Origin of the sequence: Psychromicrobium lacuslunae, from assembly GCF_000950575.1 — a bacterium.
GTDB lineage: Bacteria > Actinomycetota > Actinomycetes > Actinomycetales > Micrococcaceae > Renibacterium > Renibacterium lacuslunae.
Map to the genome: position 1 here is coordinate 2,318,896 of NZ_CP011005.1, position 17,544 is coordinate 2,336,439.

At 58.3% G+C, this 17,544-nt stretch carries 16 protein-coding genes; 8 read left to right on the forward strand and 8 right to left on the reverse strand.

Going from position 1 to position 17,544, the window contains the following annotated elements; translation table 11 throughout:
* Window positions 1-21: 21 nt before the first annotated feature.
* Together UM93_RS10910 and UM93_RS10915 are read left to right on the forward strand one after the other, a co-directional pair.
* On the forward strand, window positions 22-894 hold the full coding sequence (locus UM93_RS10910; protein ID WP_052663748.1) for a trypsin-like serine peptidase: 873 nt from the start codon (window positions 22-24) through the stop codon (window positions 892-894).
* A gap of 148 nt (window positions 895-1,042) precedes the next feature.
* The gene (locus UM93_RS10915) at window positions 1,043-1,918 is read left to right on the forward strand and encodes a trypsin-like serine peptidase (protein ID WP_045075548.1); all 876 of its coding nucleotides are present in this window, start codon (window positions 1,043-1,045) and stop codon (window positions 1,916-1,918) included.
* A gap of 98 nt (window positions 1,919-2,016) precedes the next feature.
* Here UM93_RS10915 and UM93_RS10920 read toward each other — a convergent pair whose 3' ends face one another.
* The 5 genes from UM93_RS10920 to UM93_RS10940 form a co-directional block, all read right to left on the reverse strand.
* Window positions 2,017-2,586, reverse strand: a complete 570-nt coding sequence (locus UM93_RS10920) for a GNAT family N-acetyltransferase (RefSeq protein ID WP_045075549.1) — start codon at window positions 2,584-2,586, stop codon at window positions 2,017-2,019.
* A 21-nt stretch (window positions 2,587-2,607) separates the two neighbouring features.
* Window positions 2,608-3,762: an acetate kinase gene (locus UM93_RS10925; protein ID WP_045075550.1), complete on the reverse strand. Its 1,155-nt coding sequence runs from the start codon at window positions 3,760-3,762 to the stop codon at window positions 2,608-2,610.
* 2 nt (window positions 3,763-3,764) lie between these two features.
* Window positions 3,765-5,828 (reverse strand): phosphate acetyltransferase, encoded by a 2,064-nt coding sequence (pta, locus tag UM93_RS10930; RefSeq protein ID WP_045075551.1) that lies wholly within the window; start codon window positions 5,826-5,828, stop codon window positions 3,765-3,767.
* Window positions 5,829-5,886: 58 nt separating this feature from the next.
* Window positions 5,887-7,584 carry an LCP family protein gene (locus UM93_RS10935; protein WP_045075552.1) on the reverse strand — a complete coding sequence of 566 codons (1,698 nt, stop codon included), beginning with the start codon at window positions 7,582-7,584 and terminating at the stop codon, window positions 5,887-5,889.
* Window positions 7,585-7,711: 127 nt separating this feature from the next.
* Window positions 7,712-9,292: a beta-N-acetylhexosaminidase gene (locus tag UM93_RS10940; RefSeq protein WP_052663749.1), complete on the reverse strand. Its 1,581-nt coding sequence runs from the start codon at window positions 9,290-9,292 to the stop codon at window positions 7,712-7,714.
* Between the two features lie 109 nt (window positions 9,293-9,401).
* On the opposite strand from UM93_RS10940, the gene paaI reads away from it, so the two are divergent.
* Genes paaI through UM93_RS10955 form a run of 3 tightly spaced genes read left to right on the forward strand, consistent with a single transcriptional unit; the run spans window position 9,402 to window position 11,811 of the window.
* Window positions 9,402-9,845, forward strand: coding sequence for a hydroxyphenylacetyl-CoA thioesterase PaaI (gene paaI, locus UM93_RS10945; protein ID WP_045075554.1), 444 nt, complete (start codon window positions 9,402-9,404; stop codon window positions 9,843-9,845).
* Complete coding sequence (gene paaK, locus UM93_RS10950; protein ID WP_045075555.1) at window positions 9,842-11,140, forward strand: phenylacetate--CoA ligase PaaK; 1,299 nt, start codon at window positions 9,842-9,844, stop codon at window positions 11,138-11,140. Before paaI ends, paaK begins: the two co-directional genes overlap by 4 nt.
* Window positions 11,137-11,811 (forward strand): TetR/AcrR family transcriptional regulator, encoded by a 675-nt coding sequence (locus UM93_RS10955; protein WP_045075556.1) that lies wholly within the window; start codon window positions 11,137-11,139, stop codon window positions 11,809-11,811. Before paaK ends, UM93_RS10955 begins: the two co-directional genes overlap by 4 nt.
* A 550-nt stretch (window positions 11,812-12,361) precedes the next feature.
* On the opposite strand, the gene UM93_RS10960 is transcribed toward UM93_RS10955, so the two are convergent.
* Entirely contained in the window at window positions 12,362-13,168 is an 807-nt protein-coding gene (locus tag UM93_RS10960) for a hypothetical protein (RefSeq protein ID WP_045075557.1), read from the reverse strand.
* Between the two features lie 323 nt (window positions 13,169-13,491).
* A complete protein-coding gene (locus UM93_RS10965) occupies window positions 13,492-14,379 on the reverse strand; it encodes an NADP-dependent oxidoreductase (protein ID WP_045075559.1) in 888 nt (295 codons plus the stop codon).
* Between the two features lie 105 nt (window positions 14,380-14,484).
* On the opposite strand from UM93_RS10965, the gene UM93_RS10970 reads away from it, so the two are divergent.
* The 3 genes from UM93_RS10970 to UM93_RS10980 all read left to right on the forward strand — a co-directional run bounded on the left by UM93_RS10970 (window position 14,485) and on the right by UM93_RS10980 (window position 16,992).
* Window positions 14,485-14,886 (forward strand): winged helix-turn-helix transcriptional regulator, encoded by a 402-nt coding sequence (locus UM93_RS10970; protein WP_045075561.1) that lies wholly within the window; start codon window positions 14,485-14,487, stop codon window positions 14,884-14,886.
* Between the two features lie 199 nt (window positions 14,887-15,085).
* Window positions 15,086-16,564 (forward strand): MFS transporter, encoded by a 1,479-nt coding sequence (locus UM93_RS10975; protein WP_324606731.1) that lies wholly within the window; start codon window positions 15,086-15,088, stop codon window positions 16,562-16,564.
* Window positions 16,561-16,992: a universal stress protein gene (locus tag UM93_RS10980; RefSeq protein ID WP_052663750.1), complete on the forward strand. Its 432-nt coding sequence runs from the start codon at window positions 16,561-16,563 to the stop codon at window positions 16,990-16,992. Before UM93_RS10975 ends, UM93_RS10980 begins: the two co-directional genes overlap by 4 nt.
* 10 nt (window positions 16,993-17,002) lie before the next feature.
* On the opposite strand, the gene UM93_RS10985 is transcribed toward UM93_RS10980, so the two are convergent.
* Window positions 17,003-17,542 carry a GNAT family N-acetyltransferase gene (locus UM93_RS10985; protein ID WP_045075562.1) on the reverse strand — a complete coding sequence of 180 codons (540 nt, stop codon included), beginning with the start codon at window positions 17,540-17,542 and terminating at the stop codon, window positions 17,003-17,005.
* Between the last annotated feature and the right edge of the window lie 2 nt (window positions 17,543-17,544).

A 17,544-nucleotide genomic window follows, 5' to 3' on the forward strand; every position in this document is an offset into this window, starting at 1 on the left:
TAAAAGGAAGGCTTTTCAACTATGCGTGCAAGGTCCATCAGTGCAGCGGGAGGCGCGATTCTGGCGCTTACCGCGCTCGTTCTGAGCGGTGGCGTAGCAAGCGCCGCAAGCAAAGCAGTTGATCCGGCGCTAGTCACCACTCCGGTCGGGGTTGAGGTGGTCAATGGCGTCGCCGATGCTGATAACCCTCTGGACGCTAAGGGACTCACCAAATCGGTTGGCTACAACAGCACCCCGGCACGCTTTCCCGGGGCCGAGTCAGTCATTGGCGTCGATACCCGTAAGCAGGTGCTCGACACCACAAAGAGTCCTTACCGTGCCGTGGTGAAATTAGGCGGTGGATCGCTTTCGGGTTGCACCGGCTGGATGGTTTCGGCGGATACCTTGGTCACCGCCGGGCACTGCGTCTGGAATGGCTCTGAATACACCGCCGACTTTAACGCCTGGCCAGCGAAGAACGGCCAGACCGCACCTTTCGGCTCCTGCCAGGCCTCGCAAATCTGGACGGATAAGAAGTACTTGGACTCCCAGGATTGGGAGTATGACTGGGCCGTGGTCAAGCTCAACTGCCGGGTGGGAGATCAGACCGGCTGGTTTGGCTACAAGGTGGCCAGCGATGCTTCCTTGCTGAAGACTCGCATTTCGGTCACCGGCTACCCCGGAGACATGCCCGAGAGCACGATGTGGTCGGATAGCAAGAAGGTCGCCACCGTCACCAAGACCAAGGTCTGGTACCCGGCCGACACCATCGGCGGCCAGAGTGGCGCCCCGGTATACACCTCGGCAGGGCAGGCTATTGCCATTCACGCCTATGGCGCCGACGAAAACGGTAATAGTGGCACTCGGATTAAGCCTCAGCTGTTCAACACCATCACCCATTTGAAAGATCGCTAAATTCTGTTCTGCAAGGCTGCGTCCGGTCCTCGTGACCGGGGGCAGCCTTGCGTCCAGATAACCCACCGTTAATTACCAGAGAGTTTTCAGCAATCATTGAAAAGCTCTTGCTACCCAAAAATCGCCTAACCGAGAAGGTAGTTCAACCATGCAGAAACGGTCCATCAGTGCGGCAGGCGGGGCGCTACTGGCCCTGACCGCTCTTGTCTTGAGCGGCACGGCAGCAACGGCAGCACCTAAAGCCGTCGATCCGAACACCGTGACCACTCCGGTCGGTGTGCAGATTGTCAATGGCACCGCCGATACCGCGAACCCTTTGAGTTCAGCAGGCCTGACTTCCTCAGTTGGCAGCACCTCGACGCCAGCTAGCTTCCCCGGCGCTGAATCGGTCATCGGCACTGATACCCGTAAGCAGGTGACCGACACGCTGAAGACCCCTTATCGTGCTCTGGTTGAGCTTAGCGGTGGTTCGCTCTCTGGCTGTACGGGTTGGATGATCTCAGCCGATACCTTGGTGACGGCGGGTCACTGCGTCTGGAACGGCACCAAGTACACCGCTGACTTCACCGCTTCCCCGGCCCGGAATGATACGAAAAAACCTTTCGGCTCTTGTCTGGCAAAGCAGATCTGGACCGACAAAAAATGGCTCGATTCCGAGGATGAAAATTTTGACTGGGCAGTAGTGAAGCTTAACTGCACGGTTGGCACCCAGACCGGTTGGTTCGGCTACAAGGTGGAATCCGATGCCAATCTGAAAGGACTGGGCGTAACGGTTTCTGGCTACCCGGGAGATAAGCCTTGGGGCCAAATGTGGAGCGACAGCAATAAGATCTCATCGGTCAACACCACTAAGGTCTGGTACCCGGTGGACACCATTGGTGGCCAGAGTGGCTCCCCGGTCTACACCTCCGCTGCTCAAGCTGTCGCCATTCACGCCTACGGAAATGTGGGCTCCGGCAATAGCGGCACCCGGATTAAGCCGGAACTCTATAACACGCTGACTCATCTCAAAGACGCTAAGTAATCAGTAAGTAGTCAGACTGAGCTGAGTGCTTACTCGAAAGGTGGTGGCGCCGAGGTCCTCGGTGCCACCACCTTTCTGCACGCTGGTGAGCGGATCAGTTACTGCTGAGCCCGCCACTCCGAGCGAAGAATCGCGTAGACCGCCTCAGAAGTCCACTCGCCCTTCAAAAACCAGTTCTGCTGAAATAGGCCTTCGGCTCGCATGCCGAGCCGCTCACAGATCTTCCGAGAGCCGTCGTTAGCTGCGTCCAGTCGGGCGTGCAGCCGATGAAAGCCCAGCTGCCCAAAAGCCAGTTCCAGTACCGCTCGAGCAGCTTCGGTGGCATAGCCTTTCCCCTGAGCTTGCGGAGTCAAGGTCCAGCCGATTTCGCCAACATAGCCGTGCTCGGCATCACCACCGGTCCCCCACTTCAGCGCAATCTCACCGAGTAGACCGGGTTGCTCGGCTAGCTCGACGGCAAAGGATGCCCAGTCTCCCTCTTGGCTGAATTTTTGCTGGCTGAATTTGCCAACCCGCTCCATGCACTCAGCCAGGCTGCGCGCATCGCCCAAGAGATAACGGGCTGTCTCGGGCAGTGACTGATAGGCATAGTAGGCATCGAGATCTGTGGGTTCAAAGCGTCGTAACACCAAACGCTCGGTGCGAAGAGGGTAAGGAATCTGCTCCATACTTCATCCTAACTAGCTCACCTAGGCGCCAGCCGCCACTAAGCTAGCGGTGGCTTCGGCGATGGCGCGTTCCTCATCGGTCGGCACCACTAACACCGGAATCGCCGAATGTTCAGTGCTAATCAGCCGGGCAGTTTTCGCTCGGATCACATTGGCGGCCTGATCGAGTTCAATTCCGAGCGCCGTCAGCCGGTCCACCACCAGGGCGCGGAATTCCGCCGAATTCTCACCAATCCCGGCGGTAAAGACCAAGGCCTTCATACCTTCAACCGCGACATGGTAAGCACCAATGTACTTAGCTAGGCGATAGGAAGTGACGGCGAGCGCCAGCTCAGCAGCCCGCTCACCGCGGCCGGCAGCTTCTACCACTGAGCGCATGTCATTGTTTCCCGCCAACGCTAGGAGCCCCGACTCGCGATTCAATAGAGTGTCAATCTGCTCGGGCGAATATCCTTCTCGGCCAAGAAAAACCAGGATCGACGGGTCGAGATCGCCACTCCTGGTGCCCATCACTAGACCTTCCAATGGAGTGAAGCCCATCGAGGTATCCAGGCTTCGTCCGGCTTTGATCGCGGTGATCGATGCACCATTGCCGAGGTGTGCGATCACGCCATCGAAGTCACCGCTAGGAATTCCGAGGAATTCCGCCGCCTGGCGGCTAACAAACTCATGGCTGGTGCCATGGAATCCATAGCGTCGAATGCCGTGTCGCTGATAGAGCTCCTCGGGGATTGCATAGCGCCAGGCATATTCGGGCAGGCTGCGATGAAAAGCGGTGTCGAAAACCACAACCTGTGGCAGCTCTGGCCACTTAGCCGCGATCGCTCTAATCCCTAGAACATTGGCTGGATTGTGTAGCGGGGCCAGTGGATTGAGTCTCTCAATGGCTCTGGTAATTTCATTATCGATCAGCACTGGTTCGCTGAACCGCTCACCGCCATGCACCACCCGATGACCGACCGCTTCGATCCGTATCTCGCCCAAGGCGGCACTGACCAACTCTAAAGCCGCCGCGTGATCCGGCACGCCAGCACCGCGCTGCCCACTATCGGGCAGAGCGGTCTCTGCTTGGCCGATTCGTTCAATCAGACCCTCGAGCAGCACCGCACCAGCTTCGGTGTCCCGCACCTGATACTTTAGCGATGAGGAACCCGAATTGATCACCAGTACCTGCATATTTACTCCTGGGCTTGAATGGCGGTAATCGCCACGGTATTGGCAATGTCTTCGACCGTGCAGCCACGAGAGAGGTCGTTGATTGCTTTGCGTAGGCCCTGCAGTACCGGGCCGACGGCGACCGCTCCCGAGGACTGCTGAACTGCCTTATAGGTGTTATTCCCGGTGTTCAGATCCGGGAAAATGAAGACGGTGGCTTGCCCCGCAACCTGAGAGCTTGGCAGTTTGGAGGCGGCAATGGAGGCGTCCACCGCTGCGTCATATTGAATCGGACCTTCAACCGCCAGATCGGGGCGTCTTGCGCGCACCATTTCGGTGGCTCGCCGCACTTCATCCACCGCCGCGCCCGTACCCGACTCACCGGTGGAGTAGGAAAGCATCGCGATTCTCGGCTCAACCCCGAATTGTGTGGCGGTCTGTGCTGAGGCGATGGCAATATCGGCTAGCTGCTCCTCATTAGGCTCCGGGTTCACCGCGCAATCGCCGTAGACCAGTACCCGATCGGGCAACAGCATTAGGAAGACCGAGGAGACGATCTTCACCCCATCGGCGGTCTTCACGAATTCCAGCGCGGGGCGGATGGTGTTGGCCGTGGTGTGCGCGGCACCGGAGACCATGCCGTCAACCACGCCGAGCTGCACCATCATGGTGCCGAAATATGATGCCTCCAACATGATCTCCCGCGCTCGTGAGAGGTCCATGCCTTTATGCGCGCGCAACCGAGCGTATTCCGCCGCGAAGTCTTCAAGTAGCTCACTATCGGCCGGGTCAATCAGGGTGATGCCGCGCAGATCGACGCCGTGGCTGGCAGCTAATTCCCGGATCTGCCCTTCCGGTCCCAGGATGGTCAGATCACAGACATCACGTCGTCGCAATATTTCTGCGGCCCGCAGGATCCTCGGATCTTGCCCCTCGGGCAGCACAATATGCTTTCGTTCCTGCCGAGCCCGTTCAATGAGTTCGTGAAGGAAGCGCAGCGGAGTCATCTTCACTGGCCGCGGTATCTCTAGCCGCTCCAACAGCTCTGTCTCATCGACGCGTTTTGACCACACTCCCAGCGCGGCCGCTGCTTTACGATTCTGCGAGGACCAGATCTCGCTGCGCACCTCGCTCACCCGCCGGGCGGTGTGATAGGTGTCTTCTGGGCTGTCGAAAACAGGAAATGGCGCACCAGCTAACAGCGGATAGATATGCGCATCCGGGGCCAGGCCACCGCTCAGGATCATCCCGGATGGCACCGGGAACTCGGGGGAAAAGCTAGAGGCCAGGGTGGCGATAATAATATCGGCTCGGTCGCCCGGAACAATCACCAAAGCACCTGGGTCAAGCAAGTGCAAAAAGTTGCCGACGCTCATCGCGGCCACCTTGATCGACTCCACATCGCGTTCGCGTTCGGAGCTGCCGGCAATCTGGCGTAATCCGAGCGCACTGGCCACCTCGCCCACGGTGGGCTGCGCAATTTCTGCAATTTCCGGCAGGATATAGACCTGTTTCCCGGAGGCGCCAGGACGCAGTGCCTGAGCGATGCTGTCCAGCTGCTCGGCATCCGCGCGATTAACCATCATCGCCAATAGTGAGCAGTTCGCCGCCGCGAGCTCCTTCCGGGTGACGTCCACCGCGTCGGCAGTTTCGGCCGCGCTCCGACCTTTCGCACTCACTACGGCAATCACCGCGCAACCTAGGTCGTTAGCCAGCCGCGCGTTCAAATCGAACTCCACTGCCGCGTCTTGGCCGGTCAGATCGGTTCCCTCCACGATCACCACGTCAACTTCACGAGCAATTTCACTGTAGATCGCCACGCAACGAGCGTCGATTTCCTCGCGTTGCCCGGAAGCCAGCAAGCCACGCGCCTCACTAGCGGTGAGTCCGGCTCGGCAGACGCTGGGAGCCAGGTCGAAGCGGCGCGCCACCATGGCTACCATCGGGTCGGCGTCAGCGTCGTCGACTATGGGCCGGAAGAACCCAATCCGATCTGCCCGACGATGTAAGGCATCGGCCAATCCGAGCGTGATGAGTGATTTACCGGAACCCGGCATCGCGGCGCTGACGTAAATTCCCTGAGTCACAATCCCATCCTGCCAAAAAGCACGGTCCAGCAGGGCAGTTTGTGAGCAAAAACTCGACTCAGCCCGGCGTGCAGCTACCGTTGTTGTTCATTAACTCGATCAATGTGTTCTTGGCGTTTAGATCACCGTTATAGGCGGCGACAGCCAAACCTTGCAAGTAATCCTTCGTCAGGGTCGGCCCTGAACTCTTGGTCGGGGTGGTGCTCGGGGTGCTGCTTGGTTTTGTCGCGGGATTGCTTGCCGGAGTATTCGAGCTGGGCGTCGAGGCCGGGGCTGCGCCATTACTATTCGGCGTAGTTGCGGCCCCGGTCGAAGGTTTGGTCGTGCTCGGAGCGGTCTTACCCAGCAGTTGTGCCACTTTCTGCCGACTCAGCGCAAAATCCGGATAGGTCGGGAAATCCGTCTGGCCGGGCACGTTGGAGGTCATATCCGGTGGACCCAGGATAAGTTTCTTCACCGGCTGTGATTGAGACTTGAGCGCCAAATCGATGAAACTGCCGATTTGCGCGGTGGTCACGTCGGACTCAATAATCTTCGTTCCGGCTTTGACAATATCGGTGAATTTAGTGAAAAGGGTGAGCGGGTTCATCTGCTGAATCATTGCCTGCACAATGCACTGCTGGCGTTGATTGCGCGCATAGTCGGTGGTCCATTCGCGGGAGCGCGCGTACCACAGAGCTTGATAGCCGCTCAGCGTCTGGGGCCCCGGAGCTATCCAATCCTTCGGTGGCAGGTGTCCACCGCCGACATTATCTAGCGCTTCACCGCTGATCGGCACCCAATTCCCGGCATTGATCTTTACCCCGCCCATCAGGTCAATGAGTTGCGAGAAGTTGTCCATATCGGCAATCACATAGGCCTGCATGGTGATCCCGAGGATCGCACTGACCGATTCCATCATGGCCTGAGCGCCTGGGTCACCGACATTGCTATACAGATCGGCGTACTTCTCATTCACCTTGGAGTACAGGTTGCCAATAATGCATTGATCCCCACAGTTGAACGCACCATCGGTGCCGTCCACGCCGTCGCCATTGCTCAGTGCCGCCTTCATCGGCGAGTTATCTGGGAACGGTGCGTTTTGCAGATTCCTGGGAATGCTCACCGTCAGCGTGGCACCTGTAGTAGCGTCCACACTGATCGCCATAATGCTGTCGGGTCGACGTCCGATCCGATCGGAACCCGCATCGCCACCCATCATCAGGATGTTGTAGCGCCCGTCGATTGGAGTGAGCAGAGGCTTGGTGAAAGTCTTACCGGTGCCTTGCTGCTCGGGCAGAATATCAACGAGCGCATTACGACTGACATTCAACAGGTAAGCCGCGTAGGCAGTACTGCCACTGGTTAGCACCAACAACGGCACCAGCAAGGCGATGGTGGCAGCTTTCATTCCGCTAGATAACTGCTTAAAGCGAATCAGCCTGAGCAAGTCGAGAAAGGTGAAGAGGTACCAGGCTGAGACCACCAGTAAGCCGATGATCAGCGCCATCGAGGCTACCGGGTGGGTGACCAGGTTGAACATCCAGACCCGGTTACTCAGCGCCGAGAACGCCAGGTAGCTACCGGCCGCCCAGATCAGCGCGGCCATGCCGAGGAAGAACCACCTAACTTTGCTCGGACCCCTAAGATAATGCACGGCACCGGGCAGCACCGTGTTCAATAACAGCAGCCGAAAGACCGAAGCGTTTGAAGGAACAGCTCTGACCGCCCTGGGATGCCGTGGAGGCGCGGGCGCAGCCGAGCGTCGTCCCATCATTCACCTTTCTGGTCGGTCCTGGTCAGTATTGAGCCGACAGCCTTCACCGGTTCAACAGCCTCATTCGCAGCAGACGCCAAGAAAGGCGGTGCAATCCCCCAGGGTCAAAGCCTACCGGATACCCCTTCTAAGGCGCTGTTCCCACTGCCGCCACCCGTGATTTGTATTGCAAATAGCTCTCCGGCGGGTTGCCCGGCCGCCAGATCTTCTGCGCCATCGCCCAGAGCACCGGGGCGATGCCGGCCGCCACCTGCGCCTCGGTTTGCGCGCCGGGGTTCTCACTCCAGACCGAGAAGGCGGCACCCAGCACAGCAGAACTGACCGGACTGGCCAGGGTTTGCGGCAACTCGCTGCCATCTTGCTGAGCCAGCGGCGAGAAAACTCCTACCGACCATTCGTTGTAAAGATCTTCCGCGGAGGGCGGGTAGCCATCGGCCGCCGCATCAATAACGTAATAAAGGTAGGAATCGGCGTAGTTAATAACTTGGTGACCGCCGTCAAGGAAGGCCTTCAGCGGCGCCATTGGCCAATCCCAATTGGTCCAGTGCGTGATCTGTATAGTGCTCGCCAGCTTGACCTTGGAGCTGAATCGGTAGAACTCGTCGTTCCACGCCTGTACGGTTTTGCCTTTGGAGCGCAGGAAGACATTGAGTTCGTTGGCATAACCAACCAGCGCATCGGCGACCCGGGCGCCGCTACCGTATTTTTGGATCGCATAGTTCAGCAGCTGCTGGAAATCGTCATCCGCAGAAGGCAGATCAACATACTCATCCATACCGATGTGCCAATATGGTCCGGGGAACAAGGGTAAGAACTCATTGATGATATCCATCACCAAAGTCCTTGCCGCAGCTTGAGAGATGTCGAGGTTCTGCTGATGAACCAGGCCGCCATTTTCTACCAGCCGTAGCTCCGGGTGCGCGTTCAAAATGAATTTCATATGGCTTGGCACATCAAAATCGGGCACCACGGTGATGTGGTACTTGGTGGCAAAGGCGACAATGTCCTTAACGTCTTGCTGGCTCAGCTTTTGACTGGAAACAATTTCTGGGTGACTCTTGCTTTCGATCCGGAACCCTTCATCCTCGGAGAAATGCAATTGCAGAGTATTCAGCTTCATCCAAGCCATGCTCTTGATCTGGTTCTGGATCCAGGTTTTACTGTAGAACTTCCGGCCAATATCAAGATTTAAGGTGCGAATCGGCCGGTCCGGCCAGTCCACAATGGTGCCGGACGGCACCCCGGCGCTGGCTCGCAGGCTTTGCAAGAGTGACCTACCGCCGTAGAACACACCAGCGGCACTCGGACCGGTAATGCCTAAGGTAGCCCCGGCGACCATTCGATAAGCTTCCTGACCGCTGCTACCGGTCACGGCACCGATGCTGAGCAGAACATCGCCGGCCACCGCATTAGTTGCGGTGCCACTTGCCACCGGGATAGCCGGCCGGGCCAATACGCTGCCCAGTTCGATGCTTAGCAGCTGCGCCTCGGCGGTCAAGCTGGCGCTGGCGGCTGGATCCACCAAAATTCGTGCATTCGTTCCCGGTTTCCAGCTGGTACTGCCATTAGCGGTAAATTGCCGAACGGTCGGTGCAATGGCTGGTGCGGGCGCTGCGGCTGCTACCACCGCCGGCGGAATCACCGCCACCATGAGGGCGGCAACCAGCATGGTGGCCAGCGAAAATCCGGCGATTCGAGGAAGCTTCATTCTCGTAGCATAGTTTGTGATAAGCAATCGCGCTTGACCTTTGGGGAAATTCACGATTACCTAATGAACATTCGGTAAGTAATCATTGGAGATTATCGTGGATCACCCCATGCTTGCCCACGATGCCGCCTCCGCGTGGCTGGGCATCAAAATCGAACAACTCTCGGATGGCCATGCCACCCTATCGATGACCTTGCGGGCCGAAATGATGAATGGCTTTGGCCTGACGCATGGTGGGATGATCTTCGCGTTTGCAGATTCCGCTTTCGCCTTCGCCTGCAACCCGAGCGACTCCGATGGCAGCAGCCAAACCGTTGCGTCCGGCGTCGACGTCAACTTCCTAGCTCCTTCCTACGCGGGTCAGCGACTTATTGCGGTAGCCAATCGTCGGGCGCAAGCGGGCCGTAGCGGCCTCTACGACGTCCAAGTCTTCACACAGCCGGAACATCCCGAGGGGATGCGCCAATTGATTGCTGAGTTCCGCGGACGTTCCCGGACTATCCCCAGCAAAGCTAACCGCCCGCACTCGCCGGCAGCAGAGGAAGTGCGATGAACGAGCCGCTTAATTCGGAAAGTGAATTCTTTGATCGTGAGCAGATCGAGGAACTGCAACTACGACGCCTACAACACACCCTTGAGTACGCGTATCAGCGAGTTCCGCTCTACCGCCGGAAGTTCGACGAGGCCGGAGTTAAGCCGCAAGACCTGCGCAGCTTAGCGGATCTGGCATTGTTCCCTTTCACCACCAAAGAGGATCTGCGCGCCGAATACCCCTTCGGCATGTTCGCGGTGCCGCAGGCCGAAATCTCTCGGATCCACGCCTCCTCAGGCACCACCGGTAAACCGACGGTGGTTGGTTATACCGCTGATGATCTGCGAAATTGGGCTGATCTAGTGGCCCGGTCAATGCGCGCCTCGGGTGCTCGCCCAGGTCACAAGGTTCATATTGCCTACGGTTATGGTCTCTTCACCGGAGGGCTCGGCGCTCACTATGGCGCGGAGGCGCTGGGCAGCACGGTGATTCCGATGTCCGGCGGACAGACCGAAAAGCAAATACAGCTGATTCAAGATTTCCAACCCGATGTCATCATGTGCACCCCGACCTATTTGCTCACCATTATGGATGCGATGGCACACCGCGGAATCGATCCACGAAGCACCTCGCTGAAGTATGCCATCTGTGGCGCTGAGCCCTGGACCGAGGAAATGCGCCACGAGCTTGAGTCCGGGCTGAATCTCAAAGCGTGCGATATCTATGGCCTCTCTGAGGTGATGGGGCCTGGTGTTGCCGGTGAGTTTGTCGAAACTCAGGACGGTTCGCATCTTTGGGAAGATCATTTCCGGCCGGAGATCCTTGACCCCTACAGTCTCGATACCGCGCTGCCGGACGGCGAGACCGGGGAATTGGTCTTCACTACGCTGACCAAACAAGCGCTACCGGTGATCCGTTATCGCACCAAGGATCTGACTCGGCTTTTACCGGGCACCGAGCGCCCGGGGATGCGGCGAATGGAACGGATCAGCGGGCGCACCGACGATATGATCATCCTGCGTGGCGTCAATTTGTTCCCGTCTCAGATCGAAGAGATCGCGCTGCGGATTCCAGCGCTCAGCCCCCATTTTCAGCTTGAGATCAGCCGATCCGGTCGGATGGACGAACTCACCGTGCGGATTGAACCGCGCGCTGAAAGCAGTCTGGCTGAGCGAGATGCCGCAGCGCTGCGGTTACGCGAGGAAATCAAGGTGCATATTGGTTCCTCCGCCACCATCACGGTGGTCGAACCAGGCACCTTGGAACGCTCAAATGGCAAGCTACGCCGGGTGTACGATTTGCGGACTAAATCATGACCAGCGAGGCAGGGCTACGTCGCGGCCGACCAGGCTACGACCAGGAGACGGTACTGCGGATTGCTGTTGATGCTTTCAACCAGCACGGTTATGAGGCAACGTCAATGGGTGTGTTGGCGGAGAACTTGGGTGTCTCTAAATCGGCGATTTATCATCACGTAGCGAGCAAGGAGGAACTCCTCGAGCTCGCCTTAGAGCAAGCGCTCGGCGGGCTGGAGGCAGTGCTCAGCGCGCCGGAACAAGTTCCAGCTTCGTTGGGCTCAGCTGCTTCATCCACTCAGTCCGGTTCGTCCGTTTCGTCCGTTTCATCCGCTGAGCAGCACCAGAACAGCCCCGAGCAACGCCTCGAGCAGGTATTGCGTGGCACTATTGCGGTGTTGGTAGACAAACTCCCCTACGTCACGCTGCTGCTACGGCTTCGCGGCAATACCCCGATGGAACGCACCGCGCTGGCCCGGCGACGGGAGTTCGACCGGGAGGTCGCCGCGCTGGTCGCTGCCGCACAGCAGAACGGTTCGCTGCGCAAGGATATTGATCCGCGAACCGCTGAACGTTTGCTGTTCGGAACAATCAACTCGATCGTCGAATGGTATCGACCGGGCGGTTCGCTGACCGCAGAGAAGCTCGCCGACGATGTGATTGGCATGGTGTTCAATGGTCTGCGGAACTAATCCGGGCTTTCGACACCAGGTTCGGATGCCCCGCTGGATGAAGTTAGCCCGCCAGTTTCGCCAAACGCTGCAGACGATGTACATTCCCAAGTTCCGTCGAAGACGTGGGGGCCGTTTGGTAGCCCTGAGTGAGTCGAGCGGACCAAAGACAGCCCTGCTGTTATACCGTCCAGGCTTGATTGGGAGCATTTAAATAGGAGCACTGTTTTACCTAGGGAAAGTGGTGCAGAGATATCCCTGCACCACTTTCTGCACCTAACAAGGTGCAGCTATTTAAGAGGTTCCGGCTTCGTCAAACCCGGCAAGCGTGATTCATTTGCCGACATGGCTCATGCCCGGCGAGGCCGAACCATCAATAGACACACCCACTCAGAACCCGGCCCCCTCACGCAAAGCTCGGCTCATCAATAGACCGCACGCACAAGCCCCCCCCCCGCCCCATGCACAACCCAGGTCACGCACAAGGCCCACTCACAAAAACCCCGCCCTCAATAGACTCCGTCCACACCCAAAAACCTCACCGGACAGGACCCTCTCAGACAAAGCCCACTCATCGACGACAATTGAGAATCGCGATCTGGACTAATCGTAGAAACTCCTCGGGCTGATGCACCAGCAAGTGATAGGTCACTCGTAACGTTGGAATACCGTGCACAACATAAAAGTTCGAACGACGCCGATCCTCCGAAAACGCCTCGGCAGAACTGTGATACTCCCGGCCGTCCACTTCAATACCCAACACACCATCAACCAGCAGGTCGAGTCTGCCTAAGCCGGGCAGATACTTCTGAATCTGCACCTGATAACCTGCATTCTCTAGCAAATAGCGGGCAATAGTCTCCAGTAGTGACTCCGCAGCTGGGTTAATTTTGGCAATAATCCTGCGTAGATTCCCATTTCGTGGCCCCTTCGCGGCAAGCCGCAGCTGCTGTAATGAGAGTTTGCCCAGCGCGACACTGGATTCGGCGATCACCAGAGCATCAAGTTCAGGCAAACACCTCAGGCATTGCAGGACGGAGTCCAGCAATGCGGTCTTAGCATAGCTACGATGCTGGATGAACGGGCCCCTCACCCGGTTGTTGGACGCCGTGACGTGCATCTGCCGGGGAGGGTTTAACACCCAGAGCCGCGCCTTCATCGCCGCCGAAACGCAGCCAAGGTCAGCGCCAGCCAGCCTGGCTCTGACCCACCACGAAGGCGCGTCCGGGCAAGCATAAACGCCACCTGGAAAGTGCCAAACCACACCGGCGGCGACCGCCTGGCGCATCGACCAATCGCTGATTCCAGCCCGACGCAGTTCCGCACGACGGACGGCTCCGCCATGTAACTCAGCAAGTTCCTGAATCCGGGACTCCACTCATTCAGAGTGCCTGATTTCGAGTCATTGGGAAAGGCCCGAACCGCTTAGTGTTGATAACCCACCGATCACAAAACCGGTTCCCGCCTCCCAACCCACTCGCATCCGTAACCTGTTCCGGCACCCATCTCACCGAACTCTTAAACAGGAGCACTATTTTGAGACACTTAAACAAGAGCACCTTTTTGCCATCTGAAGGTGGTGCAGAGATATCCCTGCACCACCTTCAGGTACGAAAGTGGCGCAGATATTTAACTCACGCACCCGGCGCCCAGCACCGAGCGCCCAGCACCGAGTACTGGGCACAGCGCCCCACCGACACCTTAAGGCACCAACACCCAGCGGCCGCGCTGTCCACCGCGCGATAACCGATTTGCCACTTCGGCGGCTTGCTCGAACCCGAAGCTGCCAGCAACTCTCAATTCGAACTCCCCTGACTCGGCCAGCCGCAGAAACTCCGCTAATCGGGGCCCGTCGCCGACCACCTGAACCGCCTGCACGCCAATCCCTCGTTCGGCAGTGGGGACATTACCCGGTTGCACTCCGGAATAAGCTCCGCCGTCGCGAAGTGCCACAAACACCGCAGAACCGAGCGAAGCCGCATCGAAAACTGCATCGAATTCACCCTCGGTGAGCGCAGCGCTAAAGCTCGCCCCAGTTGAACGAACGAAGTCTGCGTCCGACGCTCGGGCTAAGCCGGTCACCTTGAAGCCCAGCCGACGAGCCAGTACCAGGGCAAAACCACCGACCGCCCCAGCCGCACCGGTGATCAAAAGTTTCCGGCCAGCGGCCTCACCCAACAGATCAAGTCCTTGGGCCGCGGTGAGTGAGTTCATCGGTAAGGTTGCGGCAGCAATTGAGTCGAGGCTCACCGGAACTTCCGCTACCACCTCCGCTGGTAATACCGCGTACTCTGCCAGCGTGCCGCTGCTCTTTGCCACTCCGTCGGATTGCACCGCGGCTACCCTTGAGCCGACCTCTAGGGACACTCCCGGTCCGACTTCAACGATTTCGCCCACCACATCCCAGCCCAGGCCAACCGGCTGCCCTTGCTCCAAGCCGAAGGTTTTCAGCAAAGACCTGACATGGACATCCACCGGATTAATGGTGGCGGCCTGAACCTTGAGCAGCACCTCCCCGGCATCCGGAGTGGGGCGCGGAATTTCGACGCTTTCAGTAGCGTCATTGGCTTGACTGACAACTGCCTTCATGGAGCATTCCTTTCAGAGATCTATTGACCAACACCACGCTAGTTGGGTTACTCTCTATTAGTAAGTACGTACCTGAAAGTGCCTTACACTCCGGAGAGGAAGTCAATGTCGCCCACTATGACCACAGCCCAGCAGCGTCAGAAAGCCAAAGACGATTACGACGCATTCTTGGCGACCTGCCCGAGCCGGCAATTACTCGACCGGATCGGCGATAAGTGGATCACCTTAGTGCTCTCCGCACTAGCTGACGGACCATTACGTTATTCCGAACTAGCCCGCCAAATCGCCGGAGTGAGCCAAAAAATGCTCACTCAATCATTGCGAAATTTGGAGCGCGACGGACTCATTTCGCGTACCGTCACCGCCTCGGTCCCGGTCAGGGTGGACTATCAAATGACCGCGCTCGGCTTGTCCCTCTTCGGCATCGTGCTGCAACTCAAACAATGGGCGGAAAGAAATATGGGCGTCATTATTGCCCACCGCGATGAGTTCGATTCGCGCAATTGAACCGGTAATCCGCTAGGGAATGCCGCACACGCCAGCGCCCTCGCTAAAGGCACGCGCCTGGTAATAAGGCTGCCAAGAAGGTTGTCAAGAGTAACTACCGAGAGTAAGTTGCTACCCAGTGAGCCGTGACAAGGTCTCGACTCAACAGCCAGCAGCCGACGCCCGCGCCGGTGACGAGCAGGACTCGAGGAGGAGTGCCGTGTCGAAAACTCTTAGCGAAGAGACTCCGCAACCAATCCGCAGCGTGATTGCCGCTCGAATGGATCGATTACCCTGGACTAAGTTTCACTGGACCGTGGTGGTCGGCCTCGGCGTCTCCTGGATTCTGGACGGCTTGGAAGTTCAGATCGTGGCGCAAAACGGTTTTGCCACCGCGCTCGGCATGGATAGCGCGCAAATCGGCCTCACCGGCACCATCTACTTGCTCGGCCAAGTGGTCGGCGCGCTCTTCTTCGGCCGTTTGGCCGATCGACTGGGCCGGAAACGACTCTTTATTCTCACTCTGGCTATCTATTTGGTGGCTAGCGGCATCGCTGGCTTCTCCCCCAATATGGAATTCCTCTGGGTCTTCCGGTTTATTGCCGGCATGGGCATTGGCGGTGAGTACACAGCTATTAATTCGGCCATCGACGAGCTGATCCCGTCGAAGTATCGGGGCAGGGTAGATATTGCGGTGAACGGTACCTACTGGGCGGGCGCTGCGCTCGGCGCGGCCGCGAACTTTTTCCTGCTTCCGACCGGCAACGAGGATTTTGCCAATAGTTGGGGCTGGCGGATCGGCTTCTTTATCGGCCCGGTATTAGGTCTCATCATCATCTATTTGAGGCGTCATATCCCGGAGAGCCCGCGCTGGATGGTCACACACGGCAAGTCGGAGGAAGCTCATACAATCGTCGACAAGATTGAGGCAGATATCAAAGCCTCAGGTCGAACGCTGAGCGAAGTCACCGATGACCAGGCCATGCTGATCGCGCCGATGAAGAGTGTGCCCTTCGGGAAGGTGGTTCGGGTGTTCTTCCGGGAATACCCGAAACGCACCTTTCTCGGCTTGAGCATGATGATCACCCAATCGTTCCTCTATAACGCGATCTTCTTTAGCTATGCGATGGTGTTGGAGAACTTCTACGCGGTTCCTAAGGGTGATATCGCTTTCTATTTCTTCCCCTTCGCAATCGGCAATTTGATCGGCCCGCTCGTGCTCGGCCCGCTCTTCGACACCATTGGCCGACGCAAAATGATCTTTGGCACTTATGGCCTGGCCGCCGTGGTTCTCGCCGTTTCCGCAGCGCTTTTCCAAGCCAATGCGATCAATGCCACCGTGCACGTCATCCTCTGGTGCATCGCGTTCTTCTTCGCCTCCGCCGGAGCGTCCTCCGCGTATCTCACGGTCAGCGAGATCTTCCCCTTGGAGCTGCGAGGCCAAGCCATTTCGTACTTCTTCGCGGTCGCTCAGATTGTCGGCGCCCTTGGCCCAGTGATCTTTGGCTCCCTGGTCGGCGATGGCACGGACCGTGGACCGCTCGCGGCAGGCTACTACCTCGGTGCTGGCGTGATGTTGCTCGGCGGCGTGATCGCCCTGATTTTCGGCATTAATGCCGAAGGCAAGGGTTTGGAAGACGTAGCCGACCCGATCTCTAAAGTTAAAGCGGAAGTATCCGTGGAAGGAAAAGAATCATGACCTTCATCGTGGTGGGTGTCAGCGCTTCAAGCGGTTCGCCCGGGGCGCTGAGAGCCGCAGCCCGCGAGGCGAAGCTTCGCGGCGTACCGTTGATTGCGGTCCAGGCCTGGTCAGCTCCGCGCGCCCCCTCAGCCCCTGGAGGTAGGCCGCCGGCGGTCAGTATTGATTCACAGCAGACATTCAATAATGCTGAACGAACCTTGCGGGATCAGGGCGCCCAAATCCTTAGCGACGAGGTGGAATGCCGACTGGTCAAGGGCTCGCCGGGGAAAGTGCTACTGAGTGAATCGAAGGGTGCCGAGTTGCTGGTAGTTGATGCGCCTCGAGGCATCATCACTGCCACCTCGCCGCTACTTGCCCATAAATTGGTCTATCAGACCAGTTGTCCGGTGCTGATAATGCCGCCTTCCCAGGCGCAGGCCGGTTGATCATCGGAGCTTAGTTCGGCGATGGGGCAGCCCATTCCAGCAGCTCAGTGGCGGGAGCAGGGTCGGTTTTGAGCCGCGAGTAGGTTGCGACGTCGAAGCGCTCGCCGTCGTACTGTAGCCGCTGCCGTTCGGTGCCTTCCCGAATGAAGCCGGCACCCAGTGCAGCCTTGCCCGAAGCTGGGTTGTTGAGCCGATGGCCCAACTCCAAGCGAAAGACACCGAGTTCGTCGAAGGCCCAGTGCGCTAGCGTTGCCACCGCCCTGGTTGTCAGCCGATTACCGCGGCCTGCGTTGCTCATCCAGTAAGAGATCCAGGCGGTGCCGTGCACTGGCTCAATTGCGCTTACGCTCACGTTGCCAAGCGCCTGCTCGCCGTCCACAATAGCCAATGAATAGGCCCGAGGCATCACGCCCCAGCTCCGTTGCTCAATCCACTGCGAGGCTTCTTCGACCCCCGCTAGCGGCCCACCCTCGCGAGTCATATCGGCCTGCGCGAAGGCCGCCAGAACGACCTCGGCATCGCTTGGCAGCCAGGGCCTTAGCGATGCCATCT